Source organism: Stenotrophomonas sp. GD03794, assembly GCF_029842145.1.
GTDB classification, from domain to species: domain Bacteria; phylum Pseudomonadota; class Gammaproteobacteria; order Xanthomonadales; family Xanthomonadaceae; genus Stenotrophomonas; species Stenotrophomonas riyadhensis.
In genome coordinates this window covers 1-16115 of sequence record NZ_JAOCFV010000083.1, presented here as the reverse complement: position 1 = coordinate 16115, position 16115 = coordinate 1, and the positions used below count along the sequence as shown (strand labels likewise).

Genomic DNA, 16115 nt, shown 5'->3' with positions numbered 1-16115 from the left:
ACAACGCCGGCCGGTCGGGGGACCTGCCGGCGTTGTTGTATCGATGGAACAGCCGTGAACGCGGGCAGCGTCAATCCGGCGCACCCCCAGGCCCTGCAACTTGGCCGAAAGCCCGTGAAGATGGCCATCGGATTGATCCAGCAGGACTTTTGTGCGGACAGGCATGCCCAGAACGGGTCACCACGCATCTTCACATCAGAGAAGTGCGTCCGAAGGCTCAAAATGAGATAGGGCGCACACTTTAAAGCGGTGCTATGCTCCGCGGCTCACCAGGGGACGCTGGCGGCGGGTGCAGGGAATGACCGGCAGGGGTGCGGCCGAGAACAGTGATGTGACGTCAGGTATCGCCCGGGTGGCGATGGCCGAGATCGTGCACGCGCTGCTGTCCGCTGCCGAGGTCGCATTGTTCGCCAGATATGCCCGTCCATGCAAGCTTCATGCCGGACAGTGGTTGTTCCAGCGTGGCCATCGCGGCGAACGGATGTACGTGATCCTCGAAGGCCAGATCGAACTGGACTTCGGCGAAGACCTGGTGATCAAGACCCTCGGCCAGCATGAGTTCTTCGGTGAGCTTGGCCTGCTGGTCGGCGACCACCTGCGCAGCGCCAGTGCCCGCGCGCTGGCCGACTGCGAAGTACTGGAGCTGGGCCCGGCCGACTTCCATCGCCTGGTCGAATCCGATCCTGGCCTGGTCGCCTACTTCCTGCGCCGCACGATCATGCGCGTGCTGACCAACGAGCAGGCGCTGATCAGCCAGCTGCGCCGGCGCAACCATGATCTGGAAACCGCGCTGGACAACCTGTACATCACCACCCATCAGCTGACCCACACCCGCGAGCTGGTGCGCACCGATGAGCTGACCGGGCTGCACAACCGCCGCGGCCTTACGCTGTACCTGCAGGAATGCCGTGCCGACGGCGACGGGTTGCCGCAGGCACTGCTGCTGATCGACTGCGACCGCTTCAAGCAGATCAACGACCGCCATGGCCACCAGGCCGGCGACCGTGTACTGCAGAGCATGGGCAACATCCTGCGCTCGATGGCCGGTGAGCAGGACCTGGCCTGCCGCCTTGGTGGCGATGAGTTCTGCCTGATCCTGCGCCGTGGCAACCACGAGATCGTGCAGCACGCGGCCGAGTTCATCCTCAGCGCGGTGCATGGCCTGCTCGAGCGCAGCCACGGTACGCCGCATGTCAGCCTGGTCAGCATCGGTGCCAGCCTGCTGGCGCCGGAGGCCGGCTGGAGCGAGTGGTACGCCAGCGCGGACCGCGCGCTGTACCAGGCCAAGCGCGATGGTGGCAACTGCCTGCGCTGGGTGGATGCAGCGGATACACCTTGATCGGGAGAGTCAGGCGATGAATGGCGACAACGGAACGTCGACGCCGCACAACCAGCAACTGCGCGCGCTGTTGTTCACGGATCTGTGCGACTCCCTGCTGCTGGTTGAACGTATTGGCGATGTCGCCGCCGCCGAACTGTTCCAGGGACACGACCGGCTGGTATTGGCGCTGCAGCAGCGCTGGAACGGCCAGTTGATCGACCGTTCCGATGGATTGTTCATGCTGTTCGAGCGCCCGATTGATGCGCTCGGATTCGCGCTGGATTACCAGCGTGGGCTGCAGCCGCTGGGGCAGTCGCGTGATCTCCGGTTGCAGGCGCGGGCCGGGTTGCACGTGGGTGAGGTGATTCTGTGGAACAACAGCGCTGAGTCCGTTGCGCTGGGGTCCAAGGCCGTAGAGGTGGAAGGTCTGGCGAAGCCGATGGCGGCGCGCCTCATGCAGCTGGCACGACCGGGCCAACTGCTGTTGTCGGCAGCGGCCGAATCGCTGGTCCGGCGTGCAGCCTCCCAGCTTGGCGAGCCGGCCGACCGGTTGTACTGGAAGTCATTCGGCCGCTGGCGCTTCCGTGGTGTGGCGCAGCCGATGGAGGTGATCGGCGTCTCGGCGGTCGGCAAGGCAGCGCTGCGACGGCCGCGTGCGAGTGACAAGGCCAGGCCGGATGTCCCGTTCTGGCGTCGCCCGATGGCGATGGCGGCGCAGGTAACGCTGGTGGCAGCCTGCGCAATGGGCTTGTGGTTGCTGACTCGTCCACAACCGGCCATCGCCTTTGCCGAACGCGACTGGGTGGTGATCGCGGAGCCGCGCAACCTGACTGGCGATCCTCTGCTGAGCGAGTCGATCAACCAGGCGTTCCGCATCAGCCTGGAGCAGTCGCGGTATGTGAACGTGCTGAGTGACCTGAAGGTGCGCGACACCATGCAGCGCATGCTGATCAATCCTGGGGCCGGGCTGGACCGGGGGGTTGCCAGCGAGGTGGCCCAGCGTGATGGTGCACGCGCGGTGCTGGCGCCTTCGGTCCTGGAGGTGCATGGCCGCCTGCGGGTGGCGGTCGATGTGATCGATCCGTCGACCGCAGCCACCGTCTACACCGTGCATGTCGATGGCAAAGGCCTGGACTCGCTTCTGGCATCCACCGATGAAGTGGTGGGGCGTCTGCGCGAGCGTCTTGGCGAAGGCGGTATGGAGATTGATCGACATTCGGTGAATCTGCCGCAGGTGGCGACGTCCAGCCTGGACGCGCTGCGTGCTTACGCCGCAGGCATCAGGGCGCTGGACCGGCGCCAGACCGATGAGGCGCTGGGCTTTCTCGCGCAGGCGGTGAAGGTCGACCCGGAATTTGCGATGGCCCATGTGGCAATCATGCGCATCCACTGGATGCGTGGTGAAAGCCGCATGGCACTGGATGCCCATGCGCGTGCGCAGGCATTGCGGGCGCGACTGACGCCGCGCGATGCACTGTACCTGGACGGATGGGCAGGGCAGGCCAGCGATCTGCCGGAGGCTGACATCGCCCGACGCTGGAAGCTGTTGACCGACCTGTATCCCGACTACCACGGTGGGTATGTCAATCGGGCGCTGGCGTTGTCCGGAATGGGGCGCTACGCCGAAGCGGTGACCGTGGTGCAGCCGGCGCGGGTTCCGCAGGCGTGGGCCCGCAGCCACACGCTGGATTTCTCAGGACGGTTGAAGCTGGCTGCGGGCAACACCAACGGTGCGGTTGCGGATTTCCGCATGGCCGGTGATGTCGGAGGCTGGAGAACCAGCGCCAACCTGGCTACGGCGATGGCCGTACTTGGAGACTGGAGCGCTGCACGTGCCCAGTTGGTGGGCGTGTCGGCCGATGATTTCGGCGCCCGCATGCAGCAGGCAGCGGTGCTGGTCGATCTCGGTGAGCTGGACAAGGCCGAAGAGGTTGCCCGATCACTGCAGGCGCAGTGCAATGAGCCGGCCCTTTGCCGGCTGGCGTCGGCCTGGCGCGCCAGCATTGCCGGCATGGCAGGAGAGCGGTCGGATCCCGCAGCGAGCCGCAAGCAGATTGGAGAGGCGTTGGCCGACCTGCGCCAGCAGCCCAGCGGCAATCTGCACACCCGGCAGTTCATGGTTCTGGGCCTGATTCGCCTGGCTCAGCGCGAAGGCGTGGACGTGACGCCCCAGTTGCGCTTGGCGCGTCGCGCGATCGACCTCAGGAGCGACCCACGCTCGCGCCAGTTGCTGGACATCATCGAAGCCACCCGCGAGTTGCATGCCGGGCAGGCGGTCGCGGCCGTCGAGCGCCTGCTGCCGTGGGCCGACGGCACGGAGTTGTACCAGTTGCACGTGGCGCTGCGCGATGCAAGGCATGCCTCGGGAGATTCCGCGGCGGCCGCGGCAGAAGCACGCTGGCTGGCCGCGCATCGCGGTCGTGCCTATGCCGAGGATTCCGGCAATTACATCCTGCAGGCGCTCAATGTCCGTGACAGCCGCGCACCGCTGGGCGCGGACTGACAGCGCAGCATCAGCTGTCGGCGCCGGCTTCGAAGAAGTGCGGCAGGACGAAGGCGCCGCAGGACTGCAGGTGCTGGTTCAGGGCCTCGGCAGTAGCGGCAAAGGCTTCCTTGCTGGCCAGCGCGTCCACTGGAGCGCACATCGAGCCATCGGCATTGGGAGCAATGCCCAGACCCTGCAGCGCAAGGCTGGGAGAAGCGGCGAAGGCACTGCGGAAGCCGTCATCGCTCTGCAGCAGCGACAGTACCTGGGCGGCTTGTGCAGCCGTAAGCAGGGTCTTGTCGGAAGTACTCATGGTGATCGCGCTGGCCGTTGCAGGTAGGGTTCTCTTGTTTCGGCCTGTTGCAGGGAAAGTTTAGCCTCCGCGCGCCCTGGGGCGATGCATGGCATCCTGCGCGTCCCGCTCCACACCGATGCCTCCATGCAGATCAGACGTTGCTCCATCGTGATGTTCGAGCCCCGTGTGGAAGTGGCGCTGGACCTTGACCTGCTGCTCAAGGGAGAGGCCGGCCTGGGCACCACGATGCAGTGGTACGCGCTGGCCGCGCACCTTGATGCGCCGCTCAGGGTGGAGGCTGGCGACGTGGAGCTGTTGGGCCGTATCGTGCCCGACGCCTGGGTCGACGCGGCGCACAGCAACATTGGCGAAGCCGATCTCGACCGGTTGCTGCACAGTGGTCTGCTGATCAGTGACGGCGCAGCCTACGCTGGGCACCGCCAGCGAGACCAGCGTGTACGCGATGCCAGCTGGTGGCCGCTGTCGGCGCTGGCCCATCGGCTGGGGCGCTGGAGCGGCATCGACAGCGCGCAGCAGATGCGCGAAGAGAAGCTTGTCACGGCGCAGGACCTGCGACGTAGATTCGGCCCTCCACCACCAGCCGTGATGCCCCCCGCCACCGAGCCGCTGGCACTGCCCCTGCCAGAAGACGAGCCGCGTGATCTGCTCCTTGCGAGGCGCGCGACCTGCCGCAACTTCGATACCGCACGATCATTGCCGTTGCGCATGCTCGCCCAGGTGTTCAAGCGGACGGTGAAGGCGCACGCCGTGGTGGAGCCCGGCGAAGACATGGCCTTTCTGAAGAAGCATGTTCCTTCCGGTGGAGGCCTGCATCCGCTGGAAACCTATGTCATCGCCGTGGACGTCGATGGCCTTGCCGCAGGTGTCTATCACTATCACGCGCTGGAACACACCTTGCGGCCGCTGCCGGTGGATGGCACCGGTCTTCGCGGCAGCGTGCTGACGCTGCTGGCTGGACAGGACTGGTTCGCGGCTGCGCCACTGCACATCATCCAGGTTGCGCGGTTCCCGCGAAGCTTCTGGAAGTATCGCAACCATCCCAAGGCCTATCGGGCAGTGCTGCTGGATGCAGGCCACCTGTCACAGCAGTGGATGTTGTCTGCCACCGAACTTGGGCTGGCGGCCTACGTCACCGCTGCCATCAATGAAGTGGATATCGAAGCCCTGCTGGGCCTGGATGGCATCGACGCCAGTCCGGTAATGATGTGTGGATTGGGGTGGCGGGCAGCGGACCAGACCACCAGCGAGTTTGATCCACTGCAGCGGGTCTGGCCGGGTTGAGGCGTGGCGCGCCGTTGCCAGCGCGCCACTGCCACTTCATCAGGCCGCTTCGAAGTCCACCAGCACCGCACCGTCACCCACCTGGTCGCCGGCCTTGGCGCGGTAGCCCTTCACCGTGCCGTCTGCCGGTGCCTGCAGGGTGTGCTCCATCTTCATTGCTTCCAGCACCACCAGCGGCGTACCGCGCTTGACCTCGGTGCCGGCCGCGACCAGCGTCGCGACGATCTTGCCCGGCATCGGCGCCAGCAGGCTGCCCGCGTCGGCCACGGCGTGGTCCGATTCGCCCACCGGATCGTGCAGGGTGAAACGGTGCTGGCCATCGGCACCGAACAGATACAGCTGGTCGCCTTCGCGCAGCAGCTGCGGTGACCAGCGGCGCTCGCCCAGCTGCACGGTCAGGTGCTGCGCATCGGCCGTGCCAAGCACCTGCACCGGCGCGGCGTCATCGCGCTGCACGCGCCAACCATCGGCCTGCGCCCACACCTTCAGTGTGTGCTTGCGTTCGCCCTGCTGCAGCGGCAGCACGCGCGGTGCCGATGCGCCAAGGCGCCAGCCGTCCTGGGCCTGCCACGGCGAATGCGGATCGCGCGCGTCGGTGCTGGCGCCGCCCGTGCTTGCAACCGCAGCCACCGCAGCCAGCTGCCACAGGGCATCATCTGTGTCGCCCACTGCATTCAACGCGACCTGCTCGCGCTCGATCAGCGCGGTATCCAGCTTGGCGTGCGCGAACGAATCGGTGTTCACCAGCCGGCGCAGGAAGCCGGCATTGGTGGTCACGCCCACCACCTGGCAGTCGGCCAGGGCCTGGCTCATGCGGCGCAGTGCGGCGTCGCGGTCCACGTCCCAGACGATCAGCTTGGCAATCATCGGATCGTAGTACGGCGTGATGTTGTCGCCTTCTTCGACGCCGGTATCCACGCGCACATGGGCCGACGGCGTCGGCAGGCGCAGGCGGCGCAGGGTGCCGGTGGAGGGCAGGAAGCCCCGATCGGCATCTTCGGCATACAGGCGCGCTTCGATGGCGTGGCCGTGGATCGCCAGCTGTTCCTGGCGCAGCGGCAGCGGCTGGCCCGAGGCCACGCGCAGCTGCCACTCCACCAGGTCGGTGCCGGTGATGTACTCGGTCACCGGGTGCTCGACCTGCAGGCGGGTGTTCATTTCCATGAAGTAGAAATCGCCGTCCGGGCCGGCGATGAACTCCACCGTGCCGGCACCGACGTAGCCCACCGCGCGCGCGGCATCGACTGCCGCCTTGCCCATTGCAGCACGACGTTCTGCGCTCATGCCCGGCGCCGGCGCTTCTTCCAGCACCTTCTGGTGGCGGCGCTGCACCGAGCAGTCGCGCTCGAACAGGTACACCGCCTCACCGTGGCTGTCGCCGAACACCTGGATCTCGATGTGGCGCGGGCGCTCGACATACTTCTCGACCAGCACGTGGTCGTTGCCGAACGCCGAGGCCGCTTCGCGCTGGCAGCTGGCCAGCGCATCGACGAAGTCCTCGCTGCGTTCGACCTTGCGCATGCCCTTGCCACCGCCGCCGGCGCTGGCCTTGATCAGCACCGGGTAGCCGATGCCGTCGGCCTGCGCGCGCAGGAAGTCCGGCGCCTGCTGGTCGCCGTGGTAGCCCGGGGTCAGCGGTACACCGGCCTTGGCCATCAGCGCCTTGGCCGCGCTCTTGTCGCCCATCGCGCGGATGGCGCTGGCCGGCGGGCCGATGAAGGTGATGCCGGCCGCCGCGCAGGCATCGGCGAAGTCGGCATTCTCGGACAGGAAGCCGTAACCGGGGTGGATCGCCTGCGCGCCGGTCAGGCGTGCGGCGTCGAGCAGGGCATCGCTGCGCAGGTAGCTCTCACGCGCGGAGGCCGGGCCGATGTGGATGGCTTCGTCGGCCAGGCGCACGTGGCGCGCGTTGCGGTCGGCATCGGAATACACCGCCACGGTGGCGATGCCGAGGCGGCGGCAGGTGGCGATGACGCGGCAGGCGATCTCGCCGCGGTTGGCGATCAGGACTTTGGTGAACATGGCAACAGGCTCGGTCATGGCACGGGTTACATGCGGAACACGCCGAAGCGCGTCTGCTGCGGGGCGGCGTTGAGGCTGGCCGACAGCGCCAGGGCCAGCACCCGGCGGGTGTCGGCCGGATCGATCACGCCGTCATCCCACAGGCGCGCGCTGGCGTAGTACGGATGGCCCTGCTGCTCGAACTGCTCGCGGATCGGCGCCTTGAACGCATCCTCTTCCGCTGCCGGCCACTGGCCGCCCTTGGCTTCGATGCCATCGCGCTTGACCGTGGCCAGCACGCTGGCGGCCTGCTCGCCGCCCATCACGCCGATGCGTGCGTTCGGCCACATCCACAGGAAGTTCGGCGAGTACGCACGGCCGCACATGCCGTAGTTGCCGGCACCGAACGAGCCACCGATGACCACGGTGAACTTCGGCACCTTGGCGCAGGCCACCGCCATCACCAGCTTGGCCCCGTCCTTGGCGATGCCGCCCTGTTCGTACTTGCGGCCGACCATGAAGCCGGTGATGTTCTGCAGGAACACCAGCGGGATGCTGCGCTGGGTGCACAGTTCGATGAAGTGCGCGCCCTTCAGTGCCGACTCGGAGAACAGGATGCCGTTGTTGGCGATGATGCCGATCGGGTAGCCGTTCAGATGGGCGAAGCCGGTCACCAGCGTTGCGCCGTAGCGCGGCTTGAATTCATCGAAACGCGAGCCATCGACCAGCCGCGCGATGACCTCGCGCACGTCGTAGGGCTTGCGCGTGTCGGCCGGGATCACGCCATACAGGTCGTGTGCGGGCAGCAGTGGCTCTTCGCTGGCCTGCATCGCCATCGCCGGTTCCGGCTTGCGCCAGTTCAGCTGCGCGATGATCGCGCGCACCCGTGCCAACGCCTGCAGATCGTTGTCGGCCATGTGGTCGGCCACGCCGGAAATGCGCGTGTGCACATCGGCGCCGCCGAGTTCCTCGGCCGTCACCACTTCACCGGTGGCCGCCTTCACCAGCGGCGGGCCACCGAGGAAGATCGTGCCCTGCTCGCGCACGATCACGGTCTCGTCGCTCATCGCCGGCACATAGGCGCCACCGGCGGTGCAGCTGCCCATCACGCAGGCGATCTGCGGAATGCCCTGCGCCGACATGTTGGCCTGGTTGTAGAAGATGCGGCCGAAATGGTCGCGGTCGGGGAAGACTTCGTCCTGCAGCGGCAGGAACGCGCCACCGGAATCGACCAGGTAGATGCACGGCAGGTGGTTCTGCTCGGCGATCTCCTGCGCGCGCAGGTGCTTCTTCACCGTCATCGGGTAGTAGGTGCCGCCCTTCACCGTGGCGTCGTTGGCCACGATCACGCATTCCACGCCGCTGACGCGGCCGATGCCGGCCACCACGCCCGCGGCGGGCACGGCGTCTTCGTACATGCCGTGCGCGGCCAGCGGCGCGATTTCCAGGAAGGCGCTGCCGGGATCGAGCAGGGCGTCGATGCGGTCGCGCACCAGCAGCTTGCCGCGTGCGGTGTGCTTGGCGCGCGCGGCTTCGCTGCCGCCCAGCGCGGTGCGGGCGAGGGTGGCATGCAGGTCGTCGACCACGGCCTGCATGGCGGCACGGTTGCTTTCAAACGTTTCGCTGCCCGGTTGCAGCTGGCTGTTCAGGACGGTCATCGCGTTGGCCTTACAGGGTGCGCTGGAACAGTTCGCGGCCGATCAGCATGCGGCGGATCTCCGAGGTGCCGGCGCCGATTTCATACAGCTTGGCGTCGCGCCACAAGCGGCCGGTCGGATACTCGTTGATGTAGCCGTTGCCGCCCAGGATCTGGATCGCCTGGCCGGTCAGCCAGGTGGCCTTCTCGGCGGCGTACAGAATGGCACCGGCGGCATCCTGGCGGGTGGTGCGGCCCTGGTCGCAGGCGCGCGCGACGGCATAGACGTAGGCGCGGCACGCGCCCAGGCCCACGTACATGTCGGCGATCTTGGCCTGGATCAGCTGGAAGCTGCCGATCGGTTCGCCGAACTGGTGGCGCTCGTGCACATAGGGCATGACCACGTCCATGGCCGCGGCCATCAGGCCCAGCGGGCCACCGGACAGCACCACGCGCTCGTAATCCAGGCCGGACATCAACACGCGCACGCCACCACCGACCTGGCCCAGCACGTTTTCTTCGGGAATCTCGCAGTCCTGGAACACCAGCTCGCAGGTGGGCGAAGAGCGCATGCCCAGCTTGTCCAGCTTCTGCGCGGTGGAGAAGCCCTTCATGCCCTTCTCGACCAGGAACGCGGTGATGCCCTTGGCACCGGCCTCCATGTCGGTCTTGGCATAGACCACCAGCACGTCGGCGTCCGGGCCATTGGTGATCCACATCTTGTTGCCGTTGAGCACGTAGCGGTCGCCGCGCTTGTCGGCGCGCAGCTTCATCGACACCACGTCCGAACCGGCACCTGGTTCGCTCATCGCCAGCGCGCCGACCAGGCTGCCGTTGCACAGGCCGGGCAGGAAGCGCTGCTTCTGTTCTTCGTTGCCGTTCTTGCGCAGCTGGTTCACGCACAGGTTGGAGTGTGCGCCATAGGACAGGCCGATGCCGCCGGAGGCACGCGAGATCTCTTCCATCGCCACCACGTGGGCCAGGTAGCCCATGCCGGTACCACCGTATTCTTCTTCCACGGTGAGGCCGAGCAGGCCCTGCTCGCCCAGCTTCGGCCACAGGGGCAGCGGGAACTGGTTGCTGGCATCGGCCTCGGCGGCCAGCGGCGCGACCTCAGCGGCGGCAAAATGGGCCACGCTCTGGCGCAGCAGGTCGATGTCTTCGCCAAGATCGAAGTTCAGGGATGGCACGTGCATTGTGGTGGCTCCACGGCGGGATGGCAGGAAATGGACGCACCCGGCGGGGGAGCGGGCGGCGGTCTGCAGGACCGCGACCCGCACGGGCGATGGCCCCAGCGTAGCGGGGTTCGGGTAAGAAGTGAATACGAATTCAAAAATTGAAACTAGAATCAGAACATGGCCTATAAACGCTCTGCATTGATGGAAGAACGCCTGGCGGGCGCCCGTGAACGGATCCTGCTGGCCACCCGCGAGCTGGTCGCTACCGGCGGCTGGCGCAACGCCCCGGTGACCGCCGTGGCAACCCAGGCGGGGGTATCCACCGGCCTGATCTATCGCCATTTCCCGTCCAAGGCCGAGCTGTTCGTGGAGGTGCTCAACGCCGCGGTGGCCCACGAGGTCGCGATCATGGAACGCATCGCCAGCGGCCCGGAGGTGGCCAGCGAGCGCCTGCGGCTGGCGATCACCGCCTTCGTCCGCCGCGCCCTGGCCGGGCCGGGGCTGGCGCACGCCTTCATCGTCGAACCGGTCGATCCGGACGTGGAAGCTGAGCGCATGCGCGGCCGTCGTGCCTTTGGTGATGTCTTCCTGCGCCTGGTGGAAGAGGGCGTGGCCGCCGGTGAGCTGCCGGCGCAGGACGCGCACGCCACGGCCGCGTGCCTGGTCGGCGCCTTCACCGAAGCAATGGTCGGCCCGACCGCGCCCAGCCGCGAAGCGCACCGCGACGAAGGCGCGCTGGTGGATGCGATCTGCAGCTTCTGCCTGCGCGCGATCGGCGCCCGGTAATCCGGTAGCGCCGGCCGCTGGCCGGCTTCTGCACGATCCATCCGGCGGGATGGCGATGCCGGCCAGCGGCCGGCTCTACCGGGTAGGCATGTTGCGCCGCACCAGCAGTGACGCCTGTTGTCGCACGCAAAGCGCGTTCTATACTCGGTCCATCACGCAGTCGCTCAGCCGTGGTCCAACGACTATCAGCCAGGGGTAACGAAGAGTGCGGAATTACGATCTGGAGTTCCTGAAACGCTTCTCCATGGTGATCGCGCTGCTGGCGACCATCACCCTCGGCCTCATCCTCCTAGCCGCCTACATCCACACCCGGATTCCGCCCGAGGTGTCGCCGACCGCGGCCAAGCGCACCGAACAGCGCATCTCGCCCACCGGCGCGGTCTATGCCGGCAGCACCGGTGCCGCCGCGCAGGCTGCGGCCAAGGCCGCCGCGCTGGCCAAGGCCGCCTCGCAGGTGGCCTACGGCGGCACCAAGGACGGCAAGGTCATCTTCGACAACCTGTGCACCGCCTGCCACACCACCGGTGTGGGCATGGCGCCGACGCTGGACCATTCGCACTGGGACAAGCGCATCGCACAGGGCAAGGACACCCTCTACAAGCACGCCATCGAGGGCTATACCGGCCCGGATGGCGGCATCATGCCGCCCAAGGGTGGCAACCCGGCCCTGACCGAGGAACAGATCCACGCCACCGTGGACTGGATGCTGGGTAACCTGAAATAACCGGTCGTGCCGGCCGCTGGCCGGCAACCACGCATCGCACGAAGGTCATGAGGTTGCCGGCCCGCGGCCGGCACGACCCAGGCTTTGCCCACCAAGGTCAAAACCCTGCCCGCAGGCGGGGTTTCGCATTTCAGGGTTAGTCTGTGCGCCCTCTTCCAAGGAATCGCCCGTCGATGTGCCGCCGCTCCCTCGCTCTTGCCCTGTCCCTGCTGCTGCCGGCCGGCGCCTTCGCCCAGGCCCAGCCGCAGGCCGCACCGGTCGCGTCGCCCTCCGCTGCACGCAGCAGCGCCACCGTGGTGCTGACCGCCGCGCCGGCCGACTGGCGTGCGCTGGATGGCCAGCGCGTGCGCATCGCCGCACCGCTCACCCTGGCCGGTACCGATGGCCTGGAACGCTTCGGCCAGCTCACCGTGGCCTTCGATGGCCGCCTCTGGCAGCCCACCGAAGTGGCCGCGCCGGGTACTGCCGGCTACGAGCAGGTGATGGCTGACAACCAGCGTCGCCGCCTGCTGCTGGACGATGGCAGTGATGCCCGCGACCCGGCCAGCGTGGCCTACCTGCCGGGCAACCCGGTGCTGCGCACCGGCATGCAGCTGCGCAATGTGGAAGGGGTGGTGCACGTGGACGCGCAGGGCCGTCCGCGCCTGCAGGTCGAAGGTGTGCTGAAGCTGCCGGAACTGAAGCGCCCCGCGGTACCGACGGTGCCGGGCAGCCTGCATGTCGCTGCCTTCAACCTGGAGAACTTCTTCAATGGCGACGGCCAGGGCGGTGGTTTCCCGACCCTGCGCGGCGCGCGCACGCTGGACGAGCACAAGGCGCAGGTGGCCAAGCTGGTGACCACGGTCAACGCGCTGGGTGCCGACGTCGCCGCGCTGATGGAGCTGGAGAACGACGGCTACGGTCCGCAGTCGGCCATCGCCGAACTGGTCGACGCGCTCAACCGCGATCGCGGCGCGCAGGGCGACTGGCGCTTCGTCGACGCCGGCAATGGCCCCGGTGACAACCCGATCCGGGTCGGCATCATCTACCGCAGCACGCGCCTGCAGCCGGTGGGCACGCCGGCCACGCTGACCGGCGGCCCGTTCGTCGAGCACAGCCGCGTGCCGCTGGCGCAGGCCTTCCAGGGCAAGCACGGTGCGCCGTTCGTGGTGGTCGCCAACCATTTCAAGTCGAAGGGCTGCCGCGACGCGGCCGGTGCCGACGCCGACCACAACGACAACCAGGGCTGCTGGAACGCCACCCGGGTGACCTCGGCGCAGCAGCTGCACGCCTGGCTGCAGACCGATCCGACCGGTACCGGTGCCAAGGACGCGGTGCTGTTGGGTGACTTCAACGCCTACGCGATGGAAGACCCGATCCGCACCCTGCATGAGCTGGGCTGGCAGGACGCGTTCAAGGTCGCCAAGGTCGAGCATCCCTACAGCTACGTCTATAACGGCTATACCGGCCGCCTCGACCACGCGCTGCTGAGCCCGGGCATGGCCCAGCGCCTGCGCGGTGCCGCCGAATGGCACAGCAACGCCGACGAGCAGGACGCCAGCGGCTACCAGGGCCGCAACGTGCAGGGCCCGTGGCGCAGCTCCGACCACGATCCGCTGCTGCTGGGTTTCGACAAATAACGCCCAGCGCCGGGGTCGGAGCCCATTCCAACGGAATGGGCTCTGACCCCCACGCGTTCATGGCCCGGCGATGTATCGGGCTCAGAGCCCATTCCGTTGGAATGGGATCCGACCCCGAGGCCGCGCTCACCCCCAGGCGATCAACCCGATCGCCAGCACCGCCAGTGCAAGGCCGGCGCGGTTCCACTTCGTGGTCGCCTCGCCGAAGGCGAACACGCCCACCAGCGCGCCCAGCACCACCACGCCGATGTTCATGCCGGCGAACACGGTGGCCGGGCTGTCCGGCATGGACTGATGCGCGTGCACATAGAAAAGAATGTTGCCGCCGTTGAGCAGGCCCAGCAGCGCGCCCGCACCGAGGTTGCGCCAGGCCAACCGGCTGCGGCCACTGGCGTGCCGCCACAGCTGCAGTGCCAGCATCAGCACGAAGGCCACGCTGAAGCTGGCCAGCACCGCCGCCATTGACGGCGTGCCGGACAGCGCCACCTGCTTGAGCAGCACGTCGACCACCGCGAACCCGGCCCATACGCCCAGCAGCCAGCCCCAGCCGCCGGGTGAGGACGCCACGGCCGGGCCGCGCGGGCGCAGGCTGATCGCCACCATCGCCAGCAGGCCCAGGCCGAGACCGGCCAGCTTCCACGGCGTCGCAGTCTGGCCGAAGAACAGGAACGCGGCGGCCAATGACAGCAGCAGCGACAAGCGCTGTGCCACGTCGCTGCGGACGATGCCAGCCACCGCCACCGCGCGGCCCAGCACCAGGAAGATCGACGGCAGAACCACCGCCAGTGCCAGCAGCGACAGCCACGGCGCATGCGGCGCGCGCAGCGCATCCAGCGGCGGCTGCAGCACCACGGCGGTGAGCGTTGCCGCCACCAGATAGTTCCAGGTGACCATCTGCGAAACATCCAGCTGGCGGCGTCCGGCCACCTTCAACAACACCGAAACCAGCACGCTGCAGATCACGGCCAAGGACAGGTAGAGCATGGGGCGGGCACAGGGCAGGGGCGGGGGACGGTATCATGGTGCCATGCACAAGCCTTCGTTCCCCGTCGCCCCCGGCGAAACCGCCTGCCTCGAACTGGCCGGCCCGGCCGGCCCGCTGGAAGTCGTCGTCGACCTGCCCAAGGCCGATGTGCAGGCGCAGCCGATCGTGGCCATCGTCTGCCATCCGCTGTCCACCGAAGGCGGCACCCTGCACAACAAGGTGGTCACCATGACCGCCACCACCCTGCGCGAGCTGGGCATCACCACAGTGCGCTTCAACTTCCGCAGCGTCGGCGCGTCGGCCGGTGAGTTCGACCACGGCGTGGGCGAGCAGGATGACCTGAAGACCGTCGCCGCCTGGGTGCAGAGCCAGCGCCCCGACGACCATCTGTGGCTGGCCGGTTTCAGCTTCGGCGCGTTCGTTTCATTGAAGGCCTCTGCCGCGCTGCAGCCGGAAGCGCTGATCTCGATCGCACCGCCGGCCGGCCGCTGGGATTTCGATGGCATCGCGCCGCCGGCCCGCTGGCTGGTGATCCAGGGCGAGCAGGATGAGATCGTCGACCCGCAGGCCGTCTACCAGTGGCTGGACACGCTGGACGTCCCGCATGAGCTGGTGCGCATGCCCGAGACCAGCCATTTCTTCCACCGCAAGCTGATCGATCTGCGTGGCGCGCTGACTCACGGCGTGAAGCACTGGCTGGGTGCGGCGGCATGAGTGCAACCGAGCTGACCCCGTCGCAGCGGTACGCGGAAGGGGTTGCCCGTGGCGACTGGCAGAACGACCCGGCCCAGCACGCAGCGCTGGCCGAACTGGACCGCATCCACCTGGGCCTGGTCGACAGCGCCGAAGACGGCTGGCTGGACCGCCTGTCCTCGTTCTGGAAGAAGCCCGAGCCGGTGAAGGGCCTGTACTTCTGGGGCGGCGTCGGCCGTGGCAAGACCTTCCTGGTCGACCTGTTCTACGACGGCCTGCCGATCAAGCAGAAGTACCGCACGCATTTCCACCGCTTCATGCGCAGCGTCCACGAGCGCCTGCGCGAGCACCAGGGGCAGAGCGACCCGCTGGCGAAGATCGCCCAGGAATGGCGCAGCAACCTGCGGGTGCTGGTGCTGGACGAATTCTTCGTCACCGACATCGGCGATGCGATGCTGCTGGCACGGCTGCTGGAGCGCCTGTTCGCCGAAGGCGTGACCCTGGTCACCACCTCCAACACGGCGGTGGAGAACCTGTACCTCAATGGCCTGCAGCGTGAGAGCTTCCTGCCGGCCATCGGCCTGCTGCAGCGCTTCTGCGTCGAGCTGTACGCCGAGGGTACCGAGGACTACCGGATGCGCGCGCTGACCCGCTCGCCGGTGTACCGCGCGCCGTTGGCCGCCGACAGTGATGAGTGGCTGGCCACGCGCTGGAACGAACTGAGCGGCGGCCAGCCGGCCAAGCCCGGCAACATCGAGATCGAAGGCCGCAAGATCCCAGTGCGCGGCCGTGGCAAGAGCATCGCCTGGTTCGATTTCGCCGCGTTGTGCGAGGGCCCGCGTGGCCCGTCGGACTACATCGAGATCGCGCACGAGTTCAACACCGTGCTGCTGGGCGGCATTCCCGCCTTCGATCGTTTGAACGAAGATGCCGCGCGCCGCTTCGTCAACCTGATCGACGAACTGTACGACCGCCACGTCAACCTGGTCTGCACCGCCAGCACCTCGCCGATCGAGCTGTACACCGGCCAGCGCCTGCAGGGCGCGTTCGAGCGCACCGCCTCGCGCCTGATCGAGATGCAGAGCGCCGA

13 protein-coding genes are annotated in these 16115 nt (G+C 67.6%); 8 read left to right on the top strand and 5 right to left on the bottom strand.

The window, feature by feature from the left end; translation table 11 throughout:
* The first annotated feature begins 298 nt into the window (after positions 1-298).
* Entirely contained in the window at positions 299-1339 is a 1041-nt protein-coding gene (locus tag N5D91_RS23325) for a GGDEF domain-containing protein (RefSeq protein WP_110710737.1), read from the top strand.
* A gap of 16 nt (positions 1340-1355) precedes the next feature.
* On the top strand, positions 1356-3824 hold the full coding sequence (locus N5D91_RS23320; RefSeq protein ID WP_180854557.1) for a putative peptide modification system cyclase: 2469 nt from the start codon (positions 1356-1358) through the stop codon (positions 3822-3824).
* A gap of 10 nt (positions 3825-3834) precedes the next feature.
* On the opposite strand, the gene N5D91_RS23315 is transcribed toward N5D91_RS23320, so the two are convergent.
* On the bottom strand, positions 3835-4119 hold the full coding sequence (locus tag N5D91_RS23315; protein WP_110710739.1) for an NHLP-related RiPP peptide: 285 nt from the start codon (positions 4117-4119) through the stop codon (positions 3835-3837).
* A gap of 126 nt (positions 4120-4245) precedes the next feature.
* Here N5D91_RS23315 and N5D91_RS23310 point away from each other — a divergent pair, with 126 nt between their 5' ends.
* Complete coding sequence (locus N5D91_RS23310) at positions 4246-5403, top strand: putative peptide maturation dehydrogenase (RefSeq protein WP_180854556.1); 1158 nt, start codon at positions 4246-4248, stop codon at positions 5401-5403.
* Positions 5404-5442: 39 nt separating this feature from the next.
* Here N5D91_RS23310 and N5D91_RS23305 read toward each other — a convergent pair whose 3' ends face one another.
* The 3 genes from N5D91_RS23305 to N5D91_RS23295 are packed head-to-tail and all read right to left on the bottom strand — an operon-like array spanning position 5443 to position 10236.
* Complete coding sequence (locus N5D91_RS23305) at positions 5443-7425, bottom strand: acetyl/propionyl/methylcrotonyl-CoA carboxylase subunit alpha (protein ID WP_180854555.1); 1983 nt, start codon at positions 7423-7425, stop codon at positions 5443-5445.
* 26 nt (positions 7426-7451) lie between these two features.
* The gene (locus N5D91_RS23300) at positions 7452-9062 is read right to left on the bottom strand and encodes a carboxyl transferase domain-containing protein (RefSeq protein WP_180854554.1); all 1611 of its coding nucleotides are present in this window, start codon (positions 9060-9062) and stop codon (positions 7452-7454) included.
* Positions 9063-9072: 10 nt separating this feature from the next.
* A complete protein-coding gene (locus N5D91_RS23295; protein WP_180854553.1) occupies positions 9073-10236 on the bottom strand; it encodes an isovaleryl-CoA dehydrogenase in 1164 nt (387 codons plus the stop codon).
* Positions 10237-10395: 159 nt separating this feature from the next.
* Between N5D91_RS23295 and N5D91_RS23290 the strand changes: the two genes are divergently transcribed.
* From N5D91_RS23290 to N5D91_RS23280, 3 genes are all read left to right on the top strand, one after another.
* The gene (locus N5D91_RS23290) at positions 10396-11004 is read left to right on the top strand and encodes a TetR/AcrR family transcriptional regulator (protein ID WP_180846182.1); all 609 of its coding nucleotides are present in this window, start codon (positions 10396-10398) and stop codon (positions 11002-11004) included.
* A gap of 205 nt (positions 11005-11209) precedes the next feature.
* The gene (locus N5D91_RS23285; RefSeq protein ID WP_005407662.1) at positions 11210-11728 is read left to right on the top strand and encodes a c-type cytochrome; all 519 of its coding nucleotides are present in this window, start codon (positions 11210-11212) and stop codon (positions 11726-11728) included.
* Positions 11729-11901: 173 nt separating this feature from the next.
* Positions 11902-13347 (top strand): ExeM/NucH family extracellular endonuclease, encoded by a 1446-nt coding sequence (locus N5D91_RS23280; protein WP_180854550.1) that lies wholly within the window; start codon positions 11902-11904, stop codon positions 13345-13347.
* A 126-nt stretch (positions 13348-13473) separates the two neighbouring features.
* Here N5D91_RS23280 and N5D91_RS23275 read toward each other — a convergent pair whose 3' ends face one another.
* Positions 13474-14331, bottom strand: a complete 858-nt coding sequence (locus N5D91_RS23275) for an EamA family transporter (protein WP_110710743.1) — start codon at positions 14329-14331, stop codon at positions 13474-13476.
* A gap of 43 nt (positions 14332-14374) precedes the next feature.
* Here N5D91_RS23275 and N5D91_RS23270 point away from each other — a divergent pair, with 43 nt between their 5' ends.
* Positions 14375-15046: a CocE/NonD family hydrolase gene (locus N5D91_RS23270; RefSeq protein WP_180854549.1), complete on the top strand. Its 672-nt coding sequence runs from the start codon at positions 14375-14377 to the stop codon at positions 15044-15046.
* On the top strand, positions 15043-16115 hold a 1073-nt coding region (gene zapE, locus N5D91_RS23265; protein ID WP_279922756.1), incomplete at its 3' end, for a cell division protein ZapE. The genes N5D91_RS23270 and zapE, both read left to right, overlap by 4 nt.